Source organism: Paenibacillus sp. 276b, from assembly GCF_900107875.1.
In the GTDB taxonomy this organism is placed as follows: domain Bacteria; phylum Bacillota; class Bacilli; order Paenibacillales; family Paenibacillaceae; genus Paenibacillus; species Paenibacillus marchantiae.
In genome coordinates this window covers 990,176-1,015,161 of sequence record NZ_FNRR01000001.1, presented here as the reverse complement: position 1 = coordinate 1,015,161, position 24,986 = coordinate 990,176, and the positions used below count along the sequence as shown (strand labels likewise).

At 43.4% G+C, this 24,986-nt stretch carries 22 protein-coding genes and 1 pseudogene; 2 read left to right on the top strand and 21 right to left on the bottom strand.

The genetic code is table 11. The features are described 5' to 3' along the window. Positions 1–87: 87 nt before the first annotated feature. The 19 genes and pseudogenes from BLV50_RS04435 to BLV50_RS04350 all read right to left on the bottom strand — a co-directional run bounded on the left by BLV50_RS04435 (position 88) and on the right by BLV50_RS04350 (position 21,034). Positions 88–1,029, bottom strand: a complete 942-nt coding sequence (locus BLV50_RS04435) for an alpha/beta hydrolase (RefSeq protein WP_064638614.1) — start codon at positions 1,027–1,029, stop codon at positions 88–90. 56 nt (positions 1,030–1,085) lie between these two features. After that, positions 1,086–3,206, bottom strand: coding sequence for a serine hydrolase domain-containing protein (locus BLV50_RS04430; protein ID WP_090806116.1), 2,121 nt, complete (start codon positions 3,204–3,206; stop codon positions 1,086–1,088). Between the two features lie 221 nt (positions 3,207–3,427). Then, a complete protein-coding gene (locus tag BLV50_RS04425; protein ID WP_079694319.1) occupies positions 3,428–5,518 on the bottom strand; it encodes a serine hydrolase domain-containing protein in 2,091 nt (696 codons plus the stop codon). A gap of 23 nt (positions 5,519–5,541) precedes the next feature. Then, positions 5,542–6,996 carry an alpha/beta hydrolase family protein gene (locus tag BLV50_RS04420; protein WP_090806114.1) on the bottom strand — a complete coding sequence of 485 codons (1,455 nt, stop codon included), beginning with the start codon at positions 6,994–6,996 and terminating at the stop codon, positions 5,542–5,544. Positions 6,997–7,126: 130 nt separating this feature from the next. Further along, positions 7,127–8,107: an alpha/beta fold hydrolase gene (locus BLV50_RS04415; RefSeq protein WP_090806112.1), complete on the bottom strand. Its 981-nt coding sequence runs from the start codon at positions 8,105–8,107 to the stop codon at positions 7,127–7,129. 130 nt (positions 8,108–8,237) lie between these two features. Further along, positions 8,238–8,462: a hypothetical protein gene (locus BLV50_RS04410; protein WP_371129218.1), complete on the bottom strand. Its 225-nt coding sequence runs from the start codon at positions 8,460–8,462 to the stop codon at positions 8,238–8,240. Between the two features lie 237 nt (positions 8,463–8,699). Continuing rightward, a complete protein-coding gene (locus BLV50_RS04405) occupies positions 8,700–10,067 on the bottom strand; it encodes a sensor histidine kinase (protein ID WP_079694321.1) in 1,368 nt (455 codons plus the stop codon). Next, positions 10,064–10,738 carry a response regulator transcription factor gene (locus tag BLV50_RS04400; protein WP_063565174.1) on the bottom strand — a complete coding sequence of 225 codons (675 nt, stop codon included), beginning with the start codon at positions 10,736–10,738 and terminating at the stop codon, positions 10,064–10,066. The genes BLV50_RS04405 and BLV50_RS04400 overlap by 4 nt, the downstream gene beginning before the upstream one ends. An 82-nt stretch (positions 10,739–10,820) precedes the next feature. After that, positions 10,821–11,573: a hypothetical protein gene (locus tag BLV50_RS04395; protein WP_256337845.1), complete on the bottom strand. Its 753-nt coding sequence runs from the start codon at positions 11,571–11,573 to the stop codon at positions 10,821–10,823. A gap of 134 nt (positions 11,574–11,707) precedes the next feature. Beyond that, the gene (locus tag BLV50_RS04390) at positions 11,708–12,781 is read right to left on the bottom strand and encodes a sensor histidine kinase (RefSeq protein ID WP_090806111.1); all 1,074 of its coding nucleotides are present in this window, start codon (positions 12,779–12,781) and stop codon (positions 11,708–11,710) included. After that, entirely contained in the window at positions 12,778–13,452 is a 675-nt protein-coding gene (locus BLV50_RS04385; RefSeq protein ID WP_090806109.1) for a response regulator transcription factor, read from the bottom strand. Before BLV50_RS04385 ends, BLV50_RS04390 begins: the two co-directional genes overlap by 4 nt. Positions 13,453–13,584: 132 nt before the next feature. Further along, the gene (locus BLV50_RS04380) at positions 13,585–14,400 is read right to left on the bottom strand and encodes an ABC transporter permease (RefSeq protein WP_063565177.1); all 816 of its coding nucleotides are present in this window, start codon (positions 14,398–14,400) and stop codon (positions 13,585–13,587) included. Further along, on the bottom strand, positions 14,397–15,419 hold the full coding sequence (locus BLV50_RS04375) for an ATP-binding cassette domain-containing protein (protein ID WP_090807470.1): 1,023 nt from the start codon (positions 15,417–15,419) through the stop codon (positions 14,397–14,399). The genes BLV50_RS04380 and BLV50_RS04375 overlap by 4 nt, the downstream gene beginning before the upstream one ends. A 160-nt stretch (positions 15,420–15,579) precedes the next feature. Further along, positions 15,580–16,980, bottom strand: coding sequence for a family 43 glycosylhydrolase (locus tag BLV50_RS04370; RefSeq protein ID WP_090806106.1), 1,401 nt, complete (start codon positions 16,978–16,980; stop codon positions 15,580–15,582). 56 nt (positions 16,981–17,036) lie between these two features. Continuing rightward, positions 17,037–18,791, bottom strand: a complete 1,755-nt coding sequence (locus BLV50_RS04365; protein WP_305367654.1) for a glycoside hydrolase family 2 protein — start codon at positions 18,789–18,791, stop codon at positions 17,037–17,039. 17 nt (positions 18,792–18,808) lie between these two features. Further along, positions 18,809–18,913, bottom strand: a pseudogene (locus BLV50_RS33295) (carbohydrate ABC transporter permease); the annotation flags it as partial. Positions 18,914–19,229: 316 nt separating this feature from the next. After that, positions 19,230–19,430: a hypothetical protein gene (locus tag BLV50_RS32660; RefSeq protein ID WP_090806104.1), complete on the bottom strand. Its 201-nt coding sequence runs from the start codon at positions 19,428–19,430 to the stop codon at positions 19,230–19,232. Positions 19,431–19,593: 163 nt separating this feature from the next. Continuing rightward, positions 19,594–20,058 carry a helix-turn-helix transcriptional regulator gene (locus BLV50_RS04355; protein ID WP_256337843.1) on the bottom strand — a complete coding sequence of 155 codons (465 nt, stop codon included), beginning with the start codon at positions 20,056–20,058 and terminating at the stop codon, positions 19,594–19,596. Between the two features lie 16 nt (positions 20,059–20,074). Then, positions 20,075–21,034, bottom strand: coding sequence for an ArsR/SmtB family transcription factor (locus BLV50_RS04350; RefSeq protein ID WP_090806100.1), 960 nt, complete (start codon positions 21,032–21,034; stop codon positions 20,075–20,077). A 188-nt stretch (positions 21,035–21,222) separates the two neighbouring features. On the opposite strand from BLV50_RS04350, the gene BLV50_RS04345 reads away from it, so the two are divergent. Then, positions 21,223–21,498, top strand: a complete 276-nt coding sequence (locus BLV50_RS04345; RefSeq protein ID WP_063565183.1) for a hypothetical protein — start codon at positions 21,223–21,225, stop codon at positions 21,496–21,498. Positions 21,499–21,725: 227 nt separating this feature from the next. On the opposite strand, the gene BLV50_RS04340 is transcribed toward BLV50_RS04345, so the two are convergent. After that, positions 21,726–22,958 carry a cytochrome P450 gene (locus BLV50_RS04340; RefSeq protein WP_090806098.1) on the bottom strand — a complete coding sequence of 411 codons (1,233 nt, stop codon included), beginning with the start codon at positions 22,956–22,958 and terminating at the stop codon, positions 21,726–21,728. Positions 22,959–23,408: 450 nt separating this feature from the next. Here BLV50_RS04340 and BLV50_RS04335 point away from each other — a divergent pair, with 450 nt between their 5' ends. After that, a complete protein-coding gene (locus BLV50_RS04335) occupies positions 23,409–24,068 on the top strand; it encodes a hypothetical protein (protein WP_090806096.1) in 660 nt (219 codons plus the stop codon). Positions 24,069–24,137: 69 nt separating this feature from the next. Here BLV50_RS04335 and BLV50_RS04330 read toward each other — a convergent pair whose 3' ends face one another. Continuing rightward, positions 24,138–24,743: a TetR/AcrR family transcriptional regulator gene (locus BLV50_RS04330; RefSeq protein WP_064638644.1), complete on the bottom strand. Its 606-nt coding sequence runs from the start codon at positions 24,741–24,743 to the stop codon at positions 24,138–24,140. Positions 24,744–24,986: the final 243 nt, after the last annotated feature.

Below are 24,986 nucleotides of genomic sequence, written 5' to 3'. Positions count from 1 at the left end.
TACGCCCGTTCCCCTGTGTTCTACTGGGGAACGGGCGTTTCATTCTTTCTGAAATCCATTCTGAAAGATACTACGTTTGTTCTAAGTTTATTTTACTTCATTCATAAACTTCTTGAAGTTTTCGGCTATTTCTTTGGATCGGGTATGGTGTAAATAATGTCCACCTTCGAATGTCATCACTTTACCATGTACTGAATTTTTAACTTGCTCTTCATGCATAGGTATCCATCCTTCCGTTTCGGTATCATTCGCTTGTAAAAAGAAAATGACAGGCAGATCTTTGGGGAAGGTCAAGCCTTCAGCAGCTTTGAAATTGGGACCAAAATTTTCGCCTTCACTTAAGTTGTTCGGATTAAACGTATTTTTGAGTGAAAGCATTCTAATTTGTTCTCTGGTTTCATCATCAACAGCTGGTGCAATCAGTTGATCAGGGGCCAGTTTCATTAACAATCGGTAGAACCCTGATTTTTTGAGCAGTTTGTACACATCTGTTGGGAATGGATCATCGTTGCCTCCCTGCGTTGGAACGCTGCTATCAATCCCAACAAAAGCATTTACTTCGTTTGGATATTTGTTTACATAATCTAGTCCGTAGATTCCTGAAATGGAATGACCCATCAGCGTGTAATGAGTAATATTAAGCTGCTGTAGAGCTTCATGAATTTCACTGACCATATTTTCCGTGGTACGCTCTTTTTCAGTTATGTCACTTAATCCATAACCGAAAGGTTCAATGACGACGACTTTGTAAAACGGAGATAGCTCATCAATTAACGGTTTAAAATCGAGGGCTGGGGCAGGTGTTCCGTATCCCGGAAGCAATACCACGGTTTCTTCACCTTTTCCTTGGATCAACACATTCATGTTTTTCCCGTCAACCGCTACGGACTGACCATAGGGTTTTATTTTCCCTGCCTCCGACTTGTTGCTAAATACATTTACAAAATAGACAGTGGCAATAAATAATGCAAAAGCGATAACTATGGCTCCGAATATTTTGAGTAAAATGATTAATATTTTTTTCATCATGATGGTTTTCTCCTGTTGAGTTTGTTTGTCGTACAGCCGTTTGCAAATCCGTTAATTTACTTTTTTATTGAAATTTCAAATTTGGATCCAGCCTCACCTACAAATACAATGCGGCCATTCTCTGGTAAGACAACTTTATTCTTACCGCTGACCACGGTGTGATTAATACAAATTCCAGTCTGGTCATATACAGCAAAGGCTCCATTTGAAGGCAACTTGACTGTCATGACTTTTCCTTTCGCAGTCGCTGGTACCGAAAACCATTTGGCATATCCATCTGCTTGAATGGTTGTTGCGGATTGTTTACCCGAATAGATTGGTTTCACCAGTTCCTCACTGGCGTATACATACCCTAAGGCTGTAAGATACTCTCCTTCGTTCTTTTTAGAGAAATGAATGTCCATCGTATCACGTCCGGCTGTACCAGGAATTTGCAATAGATTGGCTGCTTCGTTTGCTCCAATAATCTTATGATTAGACATATAACCTGGGTTCTCTTTACTCAAATGAATAGGCAGGATCGATGAAGCATTCAGATAGACCATTGATGTGTATTTCTCATTCACTAGATAATATTTTTTACCATCGCGCTTTGCCCATGCGGCGTTAATCTCTTTGGATAATTTATTGGCTTCAAGCTTCTCCGCATTATATTCTGAGAAAGCCAGCTGTCCGAGTCCTGGAACAGATATATAAGATCGTGACCACAAGTAGGTTTTCCCATTTTTCTCCACAACGAATTTCAACTTATCTGTACCTTCGTTGTTAACAAAAGTACCATCTGCTGTATATGTGTATTCTTGAACCGGATTACTCGGAGCTGTAAGTGAAGATACAGTCATTTGTCCAGTCTTATTGATGTTGATCTTCGTAACTGAATTATTGCCACCATATATACCTGCAAACTTGGATATTCCCTTAGGCATATTGGCCTTTACGGGTACGCCAAATGATTTTTCCGGCTTCCGTTCTTTAATAACGCCCTTTTCCTCAAGTGCGCTGAGTAATAATTCATTGGCAATGAAATGATTGGTTAAGCTTGACCCGCCTGAGGAGATAACGGCTGCAGCCATGTTGTATTCCGGGAGTACCACTAATGAGGACTGATAAGATAACGTATCTCCACCTTTCATAACGGCCTTAATGCCGTATTCGTTGAATGGGAACAAGTTCACACTATCCCAACCTAACCCGTAAGACATAAGCGTATCGCTATCCTCTGGCCACATGCCTCTTTTATACTCTTCTTGCGCCATAGCTTCTACAGACTTACTGGAAAGAATGCCTTCGACCTGTCTCGTGAAGATTTGTGAAAATTTGACCAGATCTTCAGCGGTGGAATACAGACCTCCAGTAGCAATGATATTATAATTCTCTTTTGGAAGTTGTCCCTCATAAAAAGGGGAATAGATTCCCGCCATTTCTGCCGGATTAACTACATCCTGTGGTGTCTTGGTATGGTTCATGTCCAAAGGCTCTGTGAAATACTTGTGTATAAATGCGGTATAACCGATGCCGCTAACTCTTTCGACCAGAATCTCGGCTAACGTAAAGCCATCGTTGCTGTAGACTGAGTATGCGCCGGGATCTGCTTTAAGGTTTTGATTCGCCAATTGCTTCAAAAACGTATCATGTGAATACGTGTCATTATCTCCGTACAATGTGGCATTGCTGGTTGAGGTGCCCAGAAGACCGGCTGAGTGATTCAACAGCATACGGGGTGTGATCTGTTTGTATCGGTTATCTTTCATTTTAAAGTCAGGCATATAGTTCATAACAGGCACATCCAAATCGATCTTGCCTTCGTCAACCAGCTTCATTACAGCGGCGGTAAGCATCATTTTACTGGTTGAACCAATGCCATAGATCGTGTTCGAAGTAAGAGGTACCTTGTCGTTTATATCGTTCTTGCCCGTTTGACCGGAGACCACAATCTCTCCATCATCGATGAGCGCATATTGCAGACTCGTCGTACCATACGTCTCAGTCAGTAATTTGGCTTTTTCCATCACGGTTTTCTTCGTTGCCTCATACGTAAGGTTGCTGTTGTTCATGGCAGCCGGTGTGGCCATTGCAGATAATGGGGCTAACATGGTTAACGCTAGCGTTAAAGCTGCAATTGAAGTTCGTTTTTTGACTGTTCTCTTGAGCACTTTCATTTTCTCTTGTTGTATCATTTGCATCTTCTCCTGTCAGTATCTCTTTATTAAAGTATCATAGCTTTGGTACTAAAATAAGCTTAACCAATAGAAATGTACTCTTCGTGACGTCTATATGAACCGAGTATGAATAGGCAAAATAATTTGAGTACATGATGATTCACGATCCTTGATCCTTCCTTTTTACGTCATAAAAATATCCCCTTTAAGTAGACACTTAAAGGGGATAAAGACTTTGTCTATTTCAATGAAATTTCAAATGTGGAACCGACCTCACCTGCAAATACAATACGGCCGTTTTTGGGTAAGACAACCTCATTCTTACCGCTGACCTCGGTGTGATTAATACAAATACCCGTCTGGTCATATACGGCAAAGGCTCCATTTGCAGGCATCTTAACCGTCATAACTTTTCCTTTCACAGATGCTGGTACCGAAAACCATTTTGCATATCCATCTGCTTGAATGGTTGTAGCGGATTGTTTACCGGAATAGAGTGGTTGTACAATTTCCTCACTGGCGAATACGCTACCTACAGCTGTAATGTACTCCACTCCGTTCTTTTTGGAGAAATAAATTTCCTTTGTATCACGTCCAGCCATGCCAGGGATTTGCAGCTCAGTGACTGCTTCGTTTGCTCCAATAATCTTATTATTAGACATATACCCTGGTGTCTCTTTATTCGAATGAATAGGAATGATTGGTGACGAATGGAGATAAACCGTTGATGTATATTTCTGATTCACCACGTAATATCTTTTACCTTCACGCTTTTCCCACGAGGCGGTAACATCCTGGGATAATTCATTGGCTTCCAGCTTCTCCGCTGTATATTCTGAGAAAGCCAACTGCCCAAGTCCTGGCAAGGAAATATAAGATCGAGACCACAGATAAGTACTTCCATTCTTCTCCGTAACGAATTTCAACTTTTCTGTGCCTTTATCGTTAACAAAAGTACCATCAGCTGTATATGTGTATTTTTGAGCCGAATCACTCGGAGCTGCGAGTGTGGATACAGTCATTTGTCCAGCATGATTCATTTCGATCTTCTTAACCGAATTATTGGCGCCATACATACCTGCATACGTGGATATTTCTTTAGGTATATCTGCCTTTACTGGCACCCCAAATGATTTTTCTGGCTTCCGTTCTGTAATAATACCCTTGTCCTCAAGTGCGCTGAGTAATAATTCACTCGCAATAAACTGATCTTTTGCACTTGTCCCACCTGATGAGGTAACGGCTGCAGCTAAATTGTATTCCGGCAGTACGATTAATGATGAGTGATACGATATGGTATCTCCACCTTTCGTAACGGCCTTGATGCCGTATTCACTGAATGGGTACAAGTTCACACTATCCCAACCTAACCCGTACGAAATAGATGAATCGCTGTCCTCTGGCCACATACCTCTTTTGTATTCTTCTTGCGCCATGGCTTCTACCGACTTACTGGAAAGAATACCTTCGACCTCTCCCGTGAAGATTTGTGAAAATTTCACAAGATCTTCAGCGGTAGAATAAATACCTCCAGTAGCGATGATATTATAATTCTCTTGTGGAAGCTGGCCTTCATATAAAGGAGAATAGATTCCCGCCATTTCTGCTGGCCCAACCACATCCTGTGGTGTTTTGGTATGATTCATGTCCAGAGGCTCTGTAATATACTTGTGTATAAAAGCAGTAAAGCCCATGCCACTAACTCTTTCGACTAGAATTTCCGCTAATGTAAAACCATCGTTACAATATACGGAGTACTCTCCTGGATCGGCTTTTAGAGTCTGTATCGCCAATTGATCCAGAAAAGTGTCATGTGAATACGTGTCATTATCCCCGTACAGTGTGGCATTGCTGCCGGAGCTGCCCAGCAGACCGGAGGAATGATTCAACAGCATGCGTGGTGTGATTTGTTTGTAGCGCTTATCTTTCATTTTAAAGTCAGGGATATAGTCCACAACAGGCTTATCCAAATCAATCTTACCTTCGTCAACCAGCTTCATTACAGCCGCTGTAAGCACCATTTTACTGGTTGAACCAATGCCATAGATCGTGTTCGAAGTAAGAGGCACCTTGTTATTGATATCGTTCTTGCCCGTTTGACCGGACACCACAATCTCTCCAGCATCGATTAATGCATATTGCACACTGGTCGTACCGTACGTCTCAGTAAGGATCTTCGCTTTCTCCGCTACTATTTTCCTGGTTGGTTCATACGTCAGATCGCTGTTGTTACTCGTAGCTGGTGCGGCCATGACTGACATTGGAGCTAACATCATTAACACCAGAGTTAAGGCGGTGATTGAAGTTCGTTTTCCCGTTTGTCGTCCCATTCACATCATCTCCTGAGTTTAAATTAGAGTTCTTTCGGATCTATAAATTTCACCTCTGGATACAAGTCGCTCGGCCCCTGAATTAGAGTTCCGCCCGATCCTTTCAATTGCTTATTAAAGAAATCAAGTACATATTGATTTACGATGTTTGACCCTCTTTTACCATTGATGTCTCCTGTAATTCCGGACAGTTTAATCAGCTCCGAATAGAATTGAAGATCCGTGAAATTGAAGTGCTGGGTTCCTTCTATATAAATCACATTCCCCCCCTGATTGATAACCGTTTTCATAATGTGCAGCTCATCTGAAAGAAACTTAGTTACTTCGTCATCCGAATTTCTATCACTTTCAAAATTGGCTAACCAGTCTTCAAAATTTCCCGATCTGATAAACATAAACGGCTTGTTTATATCATCTCTATCTTCTACTTCATTCAGTGACCCATCCATATTAACCCCGGCCTTGATTCGTTGATCTAAATACGTTGCATTAAACGCCGTTGCTCCCCCAAAAGAATGTCCCATCGCGCCTATGTTATTTAAATCGATCTTCCCTTTAAATTGACTTTCAATTACACCTGAATTTAGCTTTTCGATTTGATCGATAACAAACTCAACGTCTTTTGTCCATATATCCCCAACTTCACTGCGGTCATCTATGGTTGTCATTTTTGTTGTATAGCCCGTTACACGGCCATCCGGAAAAAGGGTAGCAAAGGTGCTGTACGTATGATCGATTGTGACCACGATAAAACCATGACTGGCCAGATTCTCGGCCTGTGATGCTTGTAGAACTCTACTGGTTCCCATACCATGAGATAGCAGTACCACGGGATAAGGACTTGTGGAAGGTAATATTTCTACATTTTCATAAGAGTTGGTTTGACTATACTTCAAGTAGTCGAGCAAAAATTCGGGCAGTTTTAAAGAAGCAGAGAAGCTCTTAATATACGTTTTGAACATTTCTTTATCATTTGGAAACAGCGTGTCACGCTTGTTGTTATTCATGTTCTCAGTAGGATACCAGAATTGGACCATTAACTCCCTCTTGTCGCTTTGATCTTCAGTTAAGACTTCAGCTCTATTCTGGTCTGTAAAATGAAATGTTTGAGTACCCACTTTCTCTGGACCATCCGGCTTCGGCAAATTAAAAACAGGTAGGTATACAGACAAGGCAGTAGAAACAACCAGCAGAATGACGATTAGGGAAGATAAACTATATTTCAAGAACTTCCCTATTTTTAGATTCACCATCTTTTTGGAATGTCTGAATAAAACGATGAGTATGAACAGAGCCGTCATGATATATACCAAAAGCAACTGCCATCTGTATCCCTCAACAAACAATTGGACTAATAATATAACGCTACTTCCTATACCCAAACCCAATCCTATTTTCTTTGCACTTCTTTTAATAAACAATAGATCTACGAGTAAAGCGAAACAGGATAAAACTAAAAGTATTTCAAATAATCTCATTTGAATTCCTCTCTTTCATCACGGACATCGGCCGAATTGGATATACTATGGAAAAACCGCCCCACAGGACGGTTTTTTCATATTCATTTATACACATCTGTAAAATCTCGAGTAGACTTATACAGGATATTTACTTTGCTTCGTTCATGAATGCTCTAAAGTCCTCAGCTATTTCTTTAAATAACGTATGGTGTAAATAATGTTCGCCATCCATTGTGATTACTTTTCCGTGTACCGAATCTTTGATCTGACCTTCATGCAAAGGTATCCAACCTTTTACACCTTCATTATTCGCTTGAATAAAGAGAAGAAGTGGAAGGTCTTTGGGGAAGGTTAAACCTTGAGCATCTTTAAAATTGGAAGCAATATGGTCCATCTCATTTAACATCGTGGAACTATTCGAGTTTTTATTCGACAGCATTTTCATCTGCTCTACGGTGTGCTCATCAAATGCGAGTCCAGCATAAGGGTCACCACCAAATTTGACTACTAATCTTTGGAGACCTGATTTTTTAAGGAATCCGAACATTTTTGTAGGTAATTTGGCATCCATACCCGGTTGTGTTGAAACACTGCTGTCGATTCCGACAAATGCAGTCACCTCGTTTGGATATTTGTTCACATACTCAATGCCGTAAATGCCTGCAATGGAGTGGCCCATGAGGATATACTGGTTAATGTTAAGCTGTTGTAAAGCTTCATGAACTTCTGTTACGATATTTTCTGCGGTTCGTTCTTTTTCAGTTCCATCACTTAATCCATAACCGAAAGGTTCAACCGCCACAACTTTGTAATATGGAGATAGCTCATCGATGAGCAGCTTAAAATCAAGCGCTGGCGAAGCTGTTCCATAACCTGGCAGAAGCACGATCGTTTCCTTGCCTTCGCCTTGAATTAACACATTCATATTTTTCCCGTCTACAGATACGTGCTGGCCGTAAGTCTCTATCTTTTTCGCCTCTGAATTGGTACTGATCACATTCGTGATATAAACAATACCTAGAAACAGAACAATGACGATTACGATTGCTCCTAGTACTTTAAGTATATTGTTTCTTACCTTTTTGGCCCTCGAGCCATTCTTCGCTTTCTTTTCCTCTGGTTGTGTCACTCTCATCTTCTCCTGTCTTGAACTGTTTGTTCGGCTTTCTTCTGTGCTACTGATGTAATCTTAACCAATGAAAATGTACTCCCCGTGACGTCAATATGAACTGAATATGAACAACTAAATAAATTAATATTTACTGGGACGTCATAAATCCTCTGAATTTTTCAGCAATTTCTTTGGCATGGGAACGATACAAATAATGATTTGCCTCCAGCAGTACCACTTCACCATGTACAGAATCCTTTATTAACTTCTCGTGCTCAGGGATCCACCTGTCTGTTGCCGGATGATTCTTTTGAATAAAGAAAAGAACAGGGAGATTCACAGGGAACGCCCCACTGTTTCTTCTCTGTTTCATGTGTCACACTCATCTGCTCCTGTTCTCATCTGTTTAATGGCCGTAACAAGCCGTTAAATCAAGCCTAACCAACCAAGATGTCCTCATCATGACGACAATATGAACGAAGTATGAACTAACAAAAAAAGGCCACGTTTCACATGCAAAGAAGCTTGCATGTGAAACGTGGCCTGAACATATGGTTTAGACAATCGGGTGAATATTCTACACATCCACCCCTTATCCCTGTAAGCCCAACTATTCTAGTGGTGGAGTGATTGGCAACGTGACAATAAAGGTTGTTCCCTGACCAGGTTCACTTTCTACTCTAATATCCCCTTGATGAAGCGATACAATCTGTTTAACAATAGCAAGCCCCATACCACTGCCGTCATACTTGCGACTGTGAGAACGATCCGACTTGAAAAATCGTTCGAATATACGCTTCTGGTCTTCAAGAGGGATACCGATACCTGTGTCGGAGATTCGAATAGTCACGTTCTTGATATCCTGCTTGGTGCTAACGTGAATTACGCCGCCATCCTTGGAAAATTTGATACCGTTGCTGAGAATATTCGTCCATACCTGGTTCAACTGATCGTGATCAGCCAAGACTTTAACGCCTTGGAGATCAAGCTCAAAGTGAATGTTGCGAGCAGACCATTGTGGCTGGAGAGTTACAATAACCCGCCTGATCTGTTCATCCAGGCTGAGTGTGCTAAGTCGCGGTTGCTGTGACTGTGATTCAAGCATACTCAACTTGAGCAGATTATCACTCATTTTGGACATCCGCTTCGCCTCGGCGATAATAATCTCAAGATATCGGCTTCGTTCTTGCTCTGAGAGGTTTACTTGTTTCAGTGCTTGAGCATAACCGGATATCGAAGTCAGCGGAGATTGAACCTCGTGCGACACATTCGTTACAAATTCCCTGCGCATCTGTTCCAACTGCTGCAAATCATGCATCATTTCTTCGAAGCTGCGCGCCAGTGTGCCCAGTTCTCCGGTTTGCTTGATATTCAGCTTGACGTTGAAATCTCCAGCAGCGATCCGCTTCGTTGCTTTTGTCAGTTTTTTAATCGGTCTAACCAAGAATATGGAAGCAATCAGAATGATAATACTTCCTGCAACCAATGAACAGGTTGCAAAGATCGAAGCCCATTTGACGACAAACGAGGAAGAAGGTGGAGCGAGCGTCTCCAAAAACATTGCTTTTGTTCCCACTTCCGTTTTCACCGGCAACCCTAAAAGAACTGTAGCAATACCGTTCGGATTGTCCTGGACTACGCCTCCATCTAACACTTTCTTTAGTTGCTCTTTCGTCACCGCGGCCGATTTATGTCCGTTAAGCTTTCCATACGACTGGAACTGACCCGTTGCATCGTAAATTCGAATATGATATGAATTCAGTAGCTTCATTTCACTAACAAACGATTCTGCTTCACTTAATGGAAGGGTCTTGTAAATCTGCACGACATCTTGGCCGAAGTTACGTATGTTAATTTGAGCATTTTCATTCAATTGATCTTCGAATATCATCGTGGACATGAAAAAAGAAATGACCGTGCCGGCGATGACGGAGACCAGAAATGTCAGGACCACACGAATATATAACGATCTAATCATTCGTAAACCTCAAGCCGGTACCCCAGGCCTCGCACCGTTTCGATCCGAAAATCGGGTGTTGATGCGAACCGTTCACGCAGGCGTTTAATATGTACGTCTATCGTTCGATCATCACCGGCGTAATCAATACCCCAGATTTGATCGATCAATTGCTCACGTGTATAGACTTGTCCGGGTGTTCCAGCGAGTTTATAGAGCAATTCGAACTCCTTCAGCGGCAATGTAAGCGACTCTGTTCCGCTCGTCACCTTGTAGGTTTGTCGATCCAGGATGACGTTGCCGAAATGGATCGTCTGTGTGGAGCCGATTTTGTATCGTTTGAGTAATGCTCGGACGCGAGCCGTGAGCTCCAACGGATCAAACGGTTTCGTTAGATAATCATCGGTCCCCAGTTCGAATCCTTTCACCTTTTCCCAGGTCTCACCTCTCGCCGTCAGCATGAGCAGCGGAAGATCAGGATTGGCTCTTCGCAGCTCCTTACATAACGTCCAGCCATCCATGACAGGCATCATGATATCAAGCACAACAAGATCGACATGTGTTGAGCCGTAAACGGTCAGTGCCTCCTTGCCATCCGCAGCTTCAGCCGTTTCAAATCCGTCATTTCTCAAAAATAAACAGACGAGTTCACGAATATTCGGATCATCGTCAGCAACCAGTATTGTAGGCATTTGTTTCCTCTTTTCCTGTTTCCATGTCATGTAGTCGTAATCATTATACTATTATTGAATTTGTAAAAAGCAAGTAAGAAGTTTAATCTCGCCATTCCCTCAGAATGTTCTGCATCCCCGACTTCGTATGAAGAAACTGTTTCACACGAGAGCCATTGGCACCAGATGGATGAGGAAATCCCCATAAAATCTTCTCTTCATCTACCCGATGTTCATCAAGCAATTGATGTAGTACAGCCTCCACCGACTTTCCTAATGGAATAATAAGAGGATGCTTTAACTGTTCCAATTCAGGCAGAAATGACTCAAGTACAGCTTGATACAAAAATTCACTTTGAGGAATGGAAGGCTGATGTCCATTGTAATTTTGCTTATTCACCAAGACTGGATATCGAATCAGAGAAGTTGTATGTAACAATGTACAGTCTGCTTCAAATAACCTTTGTACATGGGACACTCTTATATATTCATGCAAGCCTATTTCCTGGAGCATTAGAATCAAATTGGTACGCATAGAGCCGGCCATTCTTGCCGCTATTTTGGCTTCTTTACAGGCTTGCTCATATGATTTGTGTGCTTTCAAAGCTTGGATAGCCGTTCTATAAGCAATCTCCATTTGCTGCCAACCTGGTGTGATGCCCACAAGCATGACTTTTGCGGCTGCATTGATATATTCATTATGTGGGGAATAGAACATCTCCATCTCTCCTGAAGAGCTTAATTTCAGCTCATTAATCAGCAGCTGTGCTTTGGAGTACTTGGGTTGTATCGGGAATGATTTCATCACGTCAATCAGACGCTGTTGTTGAGTGGGAGATATCAGCAGATTGCTCACTCCTTACGGGCCTTTATGTATTGGCTACCCTGCAGATTATCGCTTATATACCTTATTTTGTACAATAACAGCCGAATTAATTGAAATAAAAAGGGTAATTGACGGACAACATCCATCGATTACCCTTTTTATTATTATAAATGGACAGGTAGCTGTACAATAAATGTCGCACCTGCTCCTGGTTCACTGAACACGGAGACAGTACCCTCATGCATCTCCACAATTTTATGCACGATAGAGAGGCCCAGTCCACTGCCACCCAAGGCACGTGTGCGGGATTGATCCGCTTTGTAAAAACGTTCGAATATGCGAAGCTGATCCTGCTTGGTGATGCCGGGTCCACTGTCAGAAATACGTACACTGACCTTGCCATCACTTTGTGTAAGGAAAACATCAATTTTTCCGCCTTCTGGCGTGAACTTGATTGCATTATGAATAAGGTTGATCCACAACTGAATCATCAAGTCCTCATCAGCAAAGATTTCAACTTCTTCCAGCTCTACGTTCATATCAATTTTTTTGTCATCCCATTGGGGTTCACAGGCTAGAACCAGAGTTACCAGCTGCCGATCCAAGCGGTAAGATGTTTTATGTGATGCATGCTCGGATGAATCCAGAACGGCGAGCTTCATTAAATTATCACTCAGTCTGGACAAACGAACACATTCCGTCTCAATGATCGTCAGATACTTTTCCCGTTTTTCCTGGTCCATATCTTTATTTTTCAGCGCCCTGGCGAAACCGCTGATTGACGTGAGCGGCGATCCGATCTCATGTGATACATTGGAGATGAATTCCTGACGCAAATCTTCCATCGCTTTGAGATTTGCCGCCATGTCATTGATGCTTTCAACCAACTGCACAAACGGATGGGGATTTCTCTGTCTCCCGTTTCTATTGGCAAATTCCGCATCCAGATTCACACGAAAATCCCCCCGGGAAATGCTTTTCAAAGCCTGAATCATCTCATTAAAAAATTCATATTGCCTGCCTTTAACCAGCGGACCGATCATTGTAATGCATAATCCAAAAAAAATGAACCCCAGCATGGCATTAATCAGAAAAGCAAGCAATTCATGCGGTTCCCATGGGACAAAGGAATACACATATCTCGTAAGGTAGAAAGCTGCTGTCCAGCAGGCAAACAGGGCCAGAGATACCAGAATGACGTTTCTGGAAACATGAAGAAATCCACCCTCCTGCTTCATTGCCTTACCTCTAGGCGATAGCCCAAACCCCGCATAGTACGAATGACGAAAGCATGCTCTTCCTCCGGAAACCGTTCACGAAGTCGCTTGATATGCACATCAATCGTTCTCTCGTCCCCTTCGTAATCATACCCCCAGATCTTTTCGATTAACTGATCACGGGTAAAGGTTTTGCCAGGGTAACTCGCAAGGGTGAATAGCAGTTCAAATTCCTTGCGTGGCAACACAATATCCTGATCACCTTTCTTGCACTCAAACGTATCACCCCGCAGGACCAGTTCACCAAGCAGGATCACTTGTGAAGTCATAATCCGATATCGTTTCAATAAAGCCTTCACCCGAGCAACCAGCACCAGCGGATCAAAAGGCTTCACCAGATAATCATCCGTCCCCAGGGTAAATCCTTTGATGATCTGCGAGGTTTCCCCTTTGGCCGTTAACATCAGGAGCGGCAGATCCGTCTGCTGCCGCAACTGGCGGCATAGTTCCCATCCGTCCATGCCTGGCATCATAATATCGAGAACGACCAGATCTACCTTATGGTCAGCGAGTAATCGCAGTGCATCCAAACCGTCAACAGCCTCGATTACGTGCAAACCCTCCTGCTGTAAAAAATGTCCTACCAGCTCTCGGATATGCGGGTCGTCATCAACGACCAATACGCTTGTCAAAGTGACCACCTCCATTCTTTCAACCTTGCCTTATACTCCACATTCTGTCAAGAAAAAGACCTTATACCATGAAGGCATAACATCTCTTTCCTGACACGCTACACTTGTTTAACAATATTTGATGATTTCCAATTACGTTCTGCGCATATATGCTCGCACTGTCAATGGTGCAAAAATGGCTACAATAACCGCTGCTCCGGCAAGGCTGGTCACCAGATCTGTGCCCATTGTCCCTTGATTCGCCAATTCGCGTACAGCTGAAACCAAATGGGATATCGGATTGACATTAACTACCCACTGAAGCCAATTCGGCATCGTATCTACCGGAACGAAAGCGTTTGAAGCAAAGGTGAGCGGAAACAATACGAGCATGGAAATCCCTTGTACACTGGACGCTGTACGTGCAATAACACCAAGAAAAGCAAAAATCCAACTGATGGCCCAAGCGCAAATAATAACTAGCAATCCTGCCAAGGCAACATGACCCAATCCACCTGCAGGGCTATATCCCAATAAATATCCAATCGTAAAGGTAAGGAACGTTGCAATGGTATAGCGTATCGTGTCTGCCAGCAATGCTCCGGCCAGTGGCGCAATACGTGCTATAGGCAATGATTTGAATCGGTCGAATACCCCTTTATCCATATCCTCACGCAATTGCACACCAGTCACGACGGAGCTTGTAATTACCGTCTGCACAAGTATACCCGGAATAATGACCAACAAATAAGCTTGAATATTTCCCGAGATCGCACCACCAAAAATGTACGTAAACATCAATGTGAAAATGATCGGCTGTAGTGTAACATCGAATAATTGCTCTGGTGTTCGTCTAACCTTCAATATCCCGCGATAAGCCATCGTTAAGGAATTCCGGACGGTTTGCCCAAAGCTTGTGTATTTTCTGAGCTTACGGCTTGGATTTTGTTTCGCTATTGTACTGTTCATACTTGCAACTCCTCCACTGCTTTTGATTCTTGAGACGTATGAGACGCATTGCCACTCGCATCTTGACCCGTAATGGTGAGGAATACTTCATCAAGTGTAGGTTTCTGGACACTCATCTCTGCCAGATCAATGCCTGCGGAACGAAAGGCAATCAGCAGATCTGCTGCAATATTCGCATTCGCCATCGGTGCAGTAATCTTTCCTGCTTCTGCTGATACGCTGGTTTCTGTTCGAAGGATCTGCTCCACAATCTGACGGGCGTGTTCAATCCGTGTCGGTTCCTGGATGCGCAGTTGAAGTGATGCAGTGCCAACGGAGGCTTTCAAATCATCCACCGTACCTTCGGCCACAACATGGCCCTGATCAATTACGGCAACACGGTCGGCCAGTTGATCCGCTTCATCAAGATATTGTGTTGTAAGAAGCACGGTTGAACCAGTCTTGACCAACTGGCGAATCGTATTCCACATCTGTGCACGTGTCCGTGGGTCAAGTCCAGTTGTCGGTTCGTCCAAAAAGATCAGCGGCGGCTGAGCAATAAGGCTTGCTGCGAGATCGAGACGGCGGCGCATGCCTCCGGAGAACCCTTTGATTGGACGTTTCGCCGCCTCCGTCAAGCCGAACTCTTCGAGCAAATCGGCTGTTTTGCGTTTCGCTTCTGCGCGGCCAAGACCCAGCAGCCGTGAAAATATCATCAAATTTTCGTTGGCACTCAGTGACTCGTCAACCGATGCGTATTGTCCTGTAAGTCCAATTAGCTGGCGTACGATATGTGACTCCTTCACCACATCATGTCCAAATATTTTGGCTGATCCTCCATCGGGCCGAAGCAGCGTGCCCAGCATCCGAATGGTTGTTGTTTTCCCTGCTCCATTCGGGCCCAGTACGCCATAGATCGTACCTGCCTTCACGTTCAGATTCACACCATCCACTGCACGTTTATCTCCAAAAATTTTCACAAGCCCCTCTGCCTCAATGGCCCAATCTCCAAGTTCAGTACCTGTTGTTCTTTGCTGTATGTTTGTCAATTGTGGTTCCTCCCATATCGTTTATAGGGGAAGAATATCGTACTTTTATGAACTGAATATGAATGGAATCGGAAAGTTTTCCATTTCAAATCACAAAACCCCGCCAAGGTCCAAATGGACACCGGCAGGGTTCGGATGGGATTATAACACTCTAATTTGCAGGTTTGATATCAAAGAAGTCCAGTTCTCCATATCCTTCACCTTTGGAGAAACGAATTTTGTTCACACCAGCCTTTAGCTGAACTCTCGCTGTGGACAGTCCCCAGTTCTCCCATCCCTTGTTCGTAATGTAGAAAGGACTGGCTGTGCCTCCATTCACACTCAGCAGCAGGTTGGACCAGTTGCTGCCTGCTGTGCCATTCGCTGTCCTCGCCAGGAGAATATATGTGCCCGCAGTTGCTGCATTGACGTTAAATTCTACATAGCTGTCCGCCGTATCGATATGACCAGCTTTCATGCCGCCTGAACCAGAAGGACTCTGGGATGCATAAGCGATCCCACCAAAGGTTCCCTCTTCTCCTTCATATCGAACGATTGACTTTTCTCCCGAAGGTAGAGCAATAGGTACGTTGGGATTCACCGGTGTACCCAAATTCGGGGTATTGTCGGCATTCCAGGTGAACTTCTGTAAGCGGATCTCACGATTCCATCCGGAATTATTGAATTTCGCTGTGTGGTACATGATCCAGTCCTCAGTCCCGTCAGGCGATTTCGTAAAAGAATGATGACCCGGACCATACAAGCCGTTCCCCGATTGGAAGATAGGCTGACTGCGCTTGCTCCAGGATGCCGGATTCAGCAAGTTGCTTGAGGCGTTAGCGGTAATAAGCCCCAGACAATAGTCGTTGGTCCAACTACCACTTGCCGAGTAGACTAGACTGATAACTCCGTTTCGAACGATCACCTGCGGTCCCTCATTTACATTCGGGGAATGATTGGTTTCCCAGGCGTAGGTTGGTCGCGCAATTTCCACGCGATTTGAATCGATCGTCCAGGGATTACTCATATGGGCAATGTACAGATTTTGCCTTACATTCGTATCTGCTTCCCAGCCCGACCAGATGAAGTAGAGCTGTCCGTTCACCTGTAATACCGTCCCGTCGATAGCCCACTTGTTGGTGGGATCCGTAATCTGCCCTTTGTATTGCCAGGTCCCCTGTGTGGGGTCAGCTGACGTATTTTCCATGACATACATACGGTGATTGACGTTGTCTCCATCATCCTTCGCATAATAGATGTACCATGCACCGTTGATGTAATGAAGCTCTGGAGCCCAGATGCCGCAGCAGCCGGTATTCACCACAGTGGTTGGAGCCGCATCAATGGTTGTTAATTGAGCTGACTTCCAGATGGTAACGTTACCACCTGTTGTTTTGGTGAAATAATAGAATCCGTCAGTGTGTTTGTAGACCCATGGATCAGCTCCATCCTGCATTACGACATTATAGAAATTATTCTGAACGGTCGCTGCATGCGTCGTCTGTCCCATCGGGAAAATAAGAAATACACATAAGGCCAGCAACAATTTGTTCCTGTAATTCATTATTTTCATCTACAGTCACGCTCCCTATAGGATTATGAATCATGCGCGTACCTGACCTGCAACGTTCAATCTTCGATGGCAGCCTTGCGGGAATTAATGCGACGAATCGTTTCCGGGTCGAATTTGGGACGGCGGTCATACGTGTACAGTCCATTCACTTCCTGTTCCACATCATATAGCTGGGTATAACAAAACCCGAACATCTTCGGATGGTCCAGCAGGACATTGGTTAGTCCCTCATAACGTGCAATGAAAGCTTCTTCGGATTGTGGTCTGTCCCCGTAACCCCAAGCTTTCTCATCTTGCTGATCCGGATTCCACCAGATACCGCCATACTCACTGATAAAATATGGCTGCCCTTCATACGTCTGCCGCTCTGGAAAGGTATTAAATACTTCCCCACCGCTTTTCATCGGTTCATATCTGGCCCGGAACGTATCCGGGTTCTGATCATAGTCATGCAAATCGAAGATGTCCGTCACCACATGAAAGTTACCGCTGGTATCAATGACAGGACGTGTCGGGTCCATACGTTTAGTCATCTCATAGACAATACGCAGCACGTCGTTATCCTGCCGGGTTCCATCGCGATCCCACGTTTCGTTGAACGGACACCAGCCGATAAGCGAGGGATGATTAAAGTCACGTTCCATACCTTCCATCCATTCCGGTAAGAACCGGGCAAGGCTTTCGGTCGTTGTAATATCCTGTCCCCAGTTGGCATGTTCTCCCCATACCAGGTAACCAAGCTGGTCAGCCCAATATAGGAAACGTGGCTCAAACATCTTTTCGTGCAATCTCGCTCCATTAAAGCCAAGCCCCATGGAGATCTCGATGTCCTTGCGCAGATCTTCGTCGCTAGGTGCCGTGTAGATGCCATCCGGGTAAAAGCCCTGATCCAGCACAAGCCGCTGAAAAACGGACTTCTCATTGATACGAAATGCCATGCCATCCAGCCTTACCGTCCGCAGTCCGAAATACGAGTCTACCGTATCGATGGTCTGATCCTGCCCATGCAGCTTTAACTCCAGATCATACAATTTGGCATGCCCCGGCTCCCATAAATGGATTTCGGATAATGGGACGGTAAGCTTCACAGCAGGTCCATGAACAACCGCCGTTGCCGATCCAACATCCTTGCCGCCAAAGCGGGCAGTTGCAGCCAGCTCTCCTCCAGCAGCGTTACCGCATATTTTCACTTCAAGGTGCACACATGCATTATCCGGATCAGCCGCGACTTTCATGTCGGAGAGATACACCTCTGGCACTTGCTCCAGCCACACCGTTTGCCAAATGCCAGTAGTCCGCGTGTAATCGCAGCCATGTGAGTGGAATCGTTCGCTCTGTTTTCCTCGCGGCTGAAGTCCAGAACGCACATCGTCTTCCGCATAAACCGTGACTACATTCGTTCCCGACGAAACATGGGATGTGATATCAAAATGAAATGGCGAATAGCCTCCCCGATGTTTACCAACGGCTTTTCCATTGACCCAGATCTCGGCTTCGTAATCAACAGCGCCAAAATGAAGCAAAATGCGTCCATTCATCCAGGCATCCGGGATAGAGAATTCCCGTTTGTACCATACCGCAGCCATAAAATCGATATAGGCCACCCCGGACAGTTTACTCTCTGGACAGAACGGAACAGTGATTGTCCCAGAGAGATGATGTTCGGACTGTTCATAACCTCGTTCTTTTCCACTTTTGCCATGATCTATTTCGAACTGCCAAGTTCCGTTCAGATTGATCCAATGGTTACGTACCCACTGAGGGCGAGGGTATTCCGGGCGTGGTGTTAATGTCATCTTGTCTTTATTCATACGTAAATCACTCCTAATTAGCCTTTGATTGAACCGGTATATACTCCTTTTACAAAGTACTTTTGCAGGAAAGGGTATACCATCAGTATTGGAATGGTGGACACAACAATGGGGCAATATTTGTTCTGTATTTGAATCAAAGTATAATTACACAATAATTAGATGTCAACGTTTTCAATTTATTTTCTTGTAATAAAATTCGTCTGGTATTATTGCTTATATTTCCTTCAAACAGCATGGGAAAGTTAATTATCCACCGAATAACACCATTAAAATACTGTTCCAATGCGGAAAAATCCAGTTCAAGCCAAAATAATTATTACTTTCTTCGTTTAATGAGAGCATCCGTTTTCACCAAATCATTTATCTACTCCGCCATTAATTACAAAATAGTTGTAATTATACGCATACCCAGCCCCTATTCTCAAGTCTTCTGTTTTACTCTTCCGATGGAACTTGGAGCGCATGATCATCGCTGAAAGGCACACCAAAATCAGGAGTTCCATCCCTGTTCCATTCAAATTTTTGAATGCGCGTTGCCCGTAAACGCATAAAATAATAATAACCATCGGAGTGCCTGTAGACCCAAGGGTCTGCGGATTGCAATGCCACCGGATTACAAAATGTACTGGTTGTCATCTCTTTTCTCTCCCTTCATATCGTGCTATTTTCTATTATCTGGAAGAATTTGTTTGCAGACAATTGTGAAAACGCTTTTATTAAGTTGTAAAAAAAGACAACCTTCAAGCGATTTCGTCGGTCGAAAAAAACCGTCCTGGAGACGGTTTTTCCTGTTGAAGCTTTACTGAATGCTTTGCATCCGCCATTCCAGTGGGGTAACCCCGACAAATCTGACAAAATAATCATAAAATCGGCTGGACGAAGTAAACCCTACTCCCGAAGATATCATTTCGACTGCCTTGTTGGTTTGTTGTAACATCCGTTTGGCTTCCATTAGATGAAGATTGATAATGCATTGCTTCGGAGAACCCCCCACCGATTCCGTGAATTTCTTTCGCAGATTGCTTTCTGACAGGAAATGTCGAGAGGCCAATTCACTAACCGTAATCGGCGTGTAGTAAGACGAATGGATCTCTTTCAGGACTTCCTGAATGATGCCTTGAACCGTTAGATCGTTGACAGCATGAGGAGCTTCGACTGAGCAATTCCGCTGGAACAGTAGCAGTGCAGCATGTGAATGGGATTTGAATAAACCTTCACCCTGCTCCAGATGAAACAAGTTCGGTTTAAAACGCTCGATACTCATGATACATGAGGTACCGTTATTTGGCATATCTCGCATCCTGATCACCCGCATTCAGCGTATACCTTACCTGCATAATAATGTTCTGTTCATGATCTCCGAACTCATTGCCAAACAGGTTCATGCCTCCCTGATGCCTAGCATCCGGATGAATTCCAATGCGTAATCTTAACTTGTGTTTATCCTCAAGATGAAGATCTGACAGGGACACATCCGAAATTTTCTCCTTGTCCAGCATGGTCATGTTGTCGTCCACACGCCATTTTTTGAGAATGCCGTATTGTGTGGAACCATCAGACCACCATGCCGGATTCAGTTTACCTCGGCGGTCGCCCAAATCTCCGGGACTAGTCCACATCCCGATCTCAGTGCCATTCACCCAAATGGAAATATCCGAGGGCCAATCATTGTTATAAGTTGCTACTTCAGAACAGATTTCCATGGACAATTCCAAAGATTCAATCGTTGCACCTTGCGGAATATCCATTGGAAGCAAATATTCCAGATAACCTTTTGCCAGCCAAATGATCTGAGCATCAATATGCTTAGGATGATAGAAGCTTGCCGGGTCGTCTTCCTTCAGAATCATCTCCTCCGTGCTCGCCATGCCGCATGTTGGCTCAACTTCACAGTCGCTGTAATGCCCTATCGGCATCTGTACTTCATAAACATTCGTATCCCGTGTGGGAAAGGAAGTCACTCGATCCAGGGCGATATGAATATCATCATAATTGCGGCTGCAAACCTTCATGGCCCCACGAGAGGCTGGGAGCATCTCCGTATGTATTAAATGGGCTGCCTCCAGCACTTTAATATGGTTGGCTACCGTTGACACGGGCAGGTTAAGTGCTTCGGCAATTTCAATAATGTTTAATTTATTGGCATTAAGAAGCTGGAGAATGTCAATCCGGGAACGAGTCGACAAGGCGTGGGTTACAGTTACCAGTTTTTCCGGGTCGTTAAAGCTGAGTTCCAGCACGTATTTGCTCTCCTTTGGAAAATATTAATTAAAATAATTCTACTGAATAACAGGAATAAACACAATGTTGCTATGCTCCATCTTGCTTTCGGAGGAATCCATCTGAGAACATTTTCCACGTAATCTTTCCTATAACGAAGGCAATGAATAGAAGTAATCTGCATTTCTTGTGAAAGGAAGAGTTATACGTGATAAGTGAACTCAATAGCTGGATCAGGCATATTGCTTCTAACTATATATTGATTATTACGGCAGCTGTTATTTTCTTCGCGATTAAGGCTGTAATCGGATTCTACACCTACAAACATTACAACAAACAATTGGACCATTTGCACCATAAAGTCGATCTGCTCATCAAGGAACAGCAGCTTCTAGCTCAGCAGTTCTCCGTTCCCAACGGAAACAGAGACATGATGCACAAAGAAGACCACTTCGAGTCTTCATCGCAACCTCCTCTAATGTGATCTTCTCATTTGTCTTATGTGTGAGATGACCCTTCCCCTCTTTTAAATCAAAGGCTTACTCACTCACCGTAAGAGTCGACTACATCGTTCTGATCAGTCTTGTTTTATTTTCCCATTCTTTCCTGACAGAAAAAAGCCTTGAACGTTATAAAAGCCGTTGATCAGATGTTGTTAAACATCCAATCTACGGCTTTTGTTATTTTGACTGTATGATTTTAATCTATATCCTAATGCACAACCTTCATAGGCAAGTACGTCAGCGACTGACCTGGAGCCGAGACGGTAAGGTTGTTTTCCAAATCAAATGATTCAACCGATTCGATGAAAGGTACCCTTTCTACGAATGCTGTCAAAGCAACAATCAACTCCATTCTCGCCAGCGGAGCACCCAGACAGAAATGTGGACCATTTCCAAAGGTAAGGTGTTTTTTGTTATTGGGACGGTGAATGTTCAAGTCGAACGGATTTTCAAATATAGTTTCATCCATATTCGCCGCACTCATCCAGGAGATAACGACATCCCCTTTTTTCAATTCTACACCCAACAGATCATTATCCTTCTTAACGGTCCGGTGTCGCTTGGCGTTATGGAAGCGATAACGAAGCATCTCTTCCACAGCAAGTGGGATCAGTTCAGGGTTCTCTCGTAATTGCACATACAGGTTGGGGTCATCATAGAGAAAAGAATAAAATGTATTAGATACCATATGACTGGTTGTTTCGATACCGGCCCCAAGCAAAAGCATTGTGGTTCGAACAATCTCATCATCGGAAAACTTCTCGCCGTCTACATCTACTTTCAACAGATCTGTAATGATATCATCGCCAGGCTGAGTCCGTTTCTGAACGACAATAGGGTACAGGAATTGGTAATACTCCTGCGCTGCGACCTGCTTTTTCTTTTCCATTGCCTCTGCATTTTCTCTATTGGCGGGTTGAAACAGAATATCTACCCAACTTTTGAAGCGGTGGCTGTCCGTCAGCGGTATGCCCAACAAATCAGACATAACCATGGAAGGCAATGGTGCTGCCAGTGCTTGCACAATGTCGATTGTTGTGTTCAGCTCGATATCCTCCACCAGTTGCTTCGCAATGTTCCTAATCCGTGGCTCCCAGTTTTTCAGACTGCGGGGTGTAAAAGCAGCTGAGAGCAACGAACGGCTTTTTTGATGACTTGGAGGATCTATGCTCGAAATATTCATTTTGTCCGGCGGTGTGCCTTCCTTGTTTTTAGCTCCGACTGAAATGGTAGTTCTTGAGCCTTCGGATGAAAAATATTCATGATTGCTTAGTACCTGCTTGACATCGTCATATCTGAACACATTCCATGTGTCCGTATCCTCATGATAGTAGACAGGTTTCTCTGACAACATTTTCCGAAACCAGTGAAGAGGAAAAAACTCTTCCGATCTGGACTGGAAATTGGTAATATCGTGAACACGAATCACTTCTTTGTACATCCAGTACACCGCCTCTCGAACTATTTTATCCAAAGGAAAGAGGGATTTCTTCCATGCCTCTGATAATCATCACCAGCGCCACTTCAGTTCTTCGGCTCCCTTTGATTCCTCCTTTGTTGCACATGAATTGACAGTTCAGCGCACAACCAATTTTATACTAATCGTATATTATTTGGAATGAAACTTTCGAACTATATTCATTTTATGGAAAATTAAAGGCATATTTTTATACCGTTCGTATATTTAATGACGAGAATTAAGTTCTTAAGGGTTATGTATTTTTGGGCAAAATAAACAAGCTCAAGAAATGAAAACAATAATAATACAGGATTACAGATAGGTAGGGATGAACATGTCTAAACCTCATACGTGGACCATATGGTTTACTATGGTATGCTTGAACACTAGACTCATTTTTTGCACATCGAGGTTTCGTTCGGGAGGGATACAGTGAATTGGATACGTCCAGTGAATAGAGGAGAATCTGTTTTTAAAGTTAAAAATAATCGAATTATCTACTTTGCAAAATTATCTATTCCACTTAATGCCCTTATCGCAGTTGGGAAAATACTTTTAGGAATCTTTACGCTCTCCTTCTTTTTATGTATTAACGCCTTTTATAATATTGGCATCGCTGTTGCTAAGTATTACGCAGCCAAAGCACATGAGGACTCGAATCTTGATGATTCCAGCCCGGAGGAAATCCTAAAAAAACAATACGCGGCATACCGATATATAGGTAATATTGTGCTCGCTTCAAGTGCGGTGTACATCATTTATTGCAGTAAGTTATTATTTGTTACAGGCAGCAGAACGCATTATCCTCACTATGCCGCCTTCATCATTGCTGCCGTTACTTTTACCGAAATCGCAGTATCTCTTGGGGGCGCCATTATGGCGAGACGGAATAATGAACCGGTCATTGAAGCCATCAAACTGACGAACTTCTCTTCATCATTGATCTCACTTTCATTAACACAAACTGCGATCATGTCATTTTCATACAAAGGAGATCCCACCTTTTACAATGGACTGTCCGGCATCATTTTTGGTGCTCTGGCAGCACTCATCGGGCTGTATATGATTTTACGAACTCCGACAGGAGATTAGCCCATTTATAGTCTGTTGAAAAGACATCTGCGTATAGTTGAGTCTAACTATAGCTGGATGTTTTTTTTGTTATATCAAGTCATTGTAAGAATAAGCACGAATTAAAGAGAACTGTTTGGCAAGGAAATGCGGTGCATAGGGCATGTCATTACGAAGCCAGGATACAATGGTACCAATCAGAGCTGAGGAACTGTACCAGATTGCGATCTCCTTATGAATACCCGCTTGTGAAAGAGAGCTTCCCAGCTCCAAGCTTTCGATCTTGGCCGAAACGAGTGTCGTTAGTAATTTCATGAGCCTCTCCGTAAAAATGGGGGTTCGTCTGGAAGCGAGAACGACACGATAGAATTTGGAATGATCAGCAAAGTGTTCAAGCAATTTTACAAGCACTGGCCAACCATCGTCTTTGGCAGCATCTTCAAATTGAGGAGCATATTCGTCCACAATTCGTTCAATGTGCTCGATCATCTCGTCCGCCATTTTCTCCATCATGTCTGTGATGTCACGATAATGCAGATAGAAAGTCACGCGGTTGATCGTCGCACGTTCTGCAATTCGATTGACGGATAGTTTCTCGATGTCCATTTCCTGCAACAGATCTACAAAAGCATCACGAATCAACTGTCTTGTACGAAGTATACGAGGATCTGTAGCAGACTTCTTTTCATTTTTCATGCAATATCACTCCTCAAATTTTAAAAATTACAATTTTAAATGATCAGTCGTTTATTTCTGAATTAGACGACATATTTTATTATTTAGTAAAATAAGCAACGAAAATACCCAAAATCGTAAATTGTAATCTACGGGAATATGTATATAATTCAATAAATACAATGTAAACTATACAACACGTTGTAAATTTAGTCACGTGTGGATTGAAAGGATGGAATGGATTGAGTCAGGCTAGATTAAAAG

Coding starts and splice junctions, on each gene's coding strand:
- BLV50_RS04435 (WP_064638614.1), bottom strand. CDS start 1,029: ATGATGAAAAAAATATTAATCATTTTACTCAAAATATTCGGAGCCATA.
- BLV50_RS04430 (WP_090806116.1), bottom strand. CDS start 3,206: ATGATACAACAAGAGAAAATGAAAGTGCTCAAGAGAACAGTCAAAAAA.
- BLV50_RS04425 (WP_079694319.1), bottom strand. CDS start 5,518: ATGGGACGACAAACGGGAAAACGAACTTCAATCACCGCCTTAACTCTG.
- BLV50_RS04420 (WP_090806114.1), bottom strand. CDS start 6,996: ATGAGATTATTTGAAATACTTTTAGTTTTATCCTGTTTCGCTTTACTC.
- BLV50_RS04410 (WP_371129218.1), bottom strand. CDS start 8,462: ATGAAACAGAGAAGAAACAGTGGGGCGTTCCCTGTGAATCTCCCTGTT.
- BLV50_RS04405 (WP_079694321.1), bottom strand. CDS start 10,067: ATGATTAGATCGTTATATATTCGTGTGGTCCTGACATTTCTGGTCTCC.
- BLV50_RS04400 (WP_063565174.1), bottom strand. CDS start 10,738: ATGCCTACAATACTGGTTGCTGACGATGATCCGAATATTCGTGAACTC.
- BLV50_RS04390 (WP_090806111.1), bottom strand. CDS start 12,781: ATGAAGCAGGAGGGTGGATTTCTTCATGTTTCCAGAAACGTCATTCTG.
- BLV50_RS04380 (WP_063565177.1), bottom strand. CDS start 14,400: ATGAACAGTACAATAGCGAAACAAAATCCAAGCCGTAAGCTCAGAAAA.
- BLV50_RS04370 (WP_090806106.1), bottom strand. CDS start 16,980: ATGAAAATAATGAATTACAGGAACAAATTGTTGCTGGCCTTATGTGTA.
- BLV50_RS04365 (WP_305367654.1), bottom strand. CDS start 18,791: ATGAATAAAGACAAGATGACATTAACACCACGCCCGGAATACCCTCGC.
- BLV50_RS32660 (WP_090806104.1), bottom strand. CDS start 19,430: ATGACAACCAGTACATTTTGTAATCCGGTGGCATTGCAATCCGCAGAC.
- BLV50_RS04355 (WP_256337843.1), bottom strand. CDS start 20,058: ATGAGTATCGAGCGTTTTAAACCGAACTTGTTTCATCTGGAGCAGGGT.
- BLV50_RS04340 (WP_090806098.1), bottom strand. CDS start 22,958: ATGTACAAAGAAGTGATTCGTGTTCACGATATTACCAATTTCCAGTCC.
- BLV50_RS04330 (WP_064638644.1), bottom strand. CDS start 24,743: ATGAAAAATGAAAAGAAGTCTGCTACAGATCCTCGTATACTTCGTACA.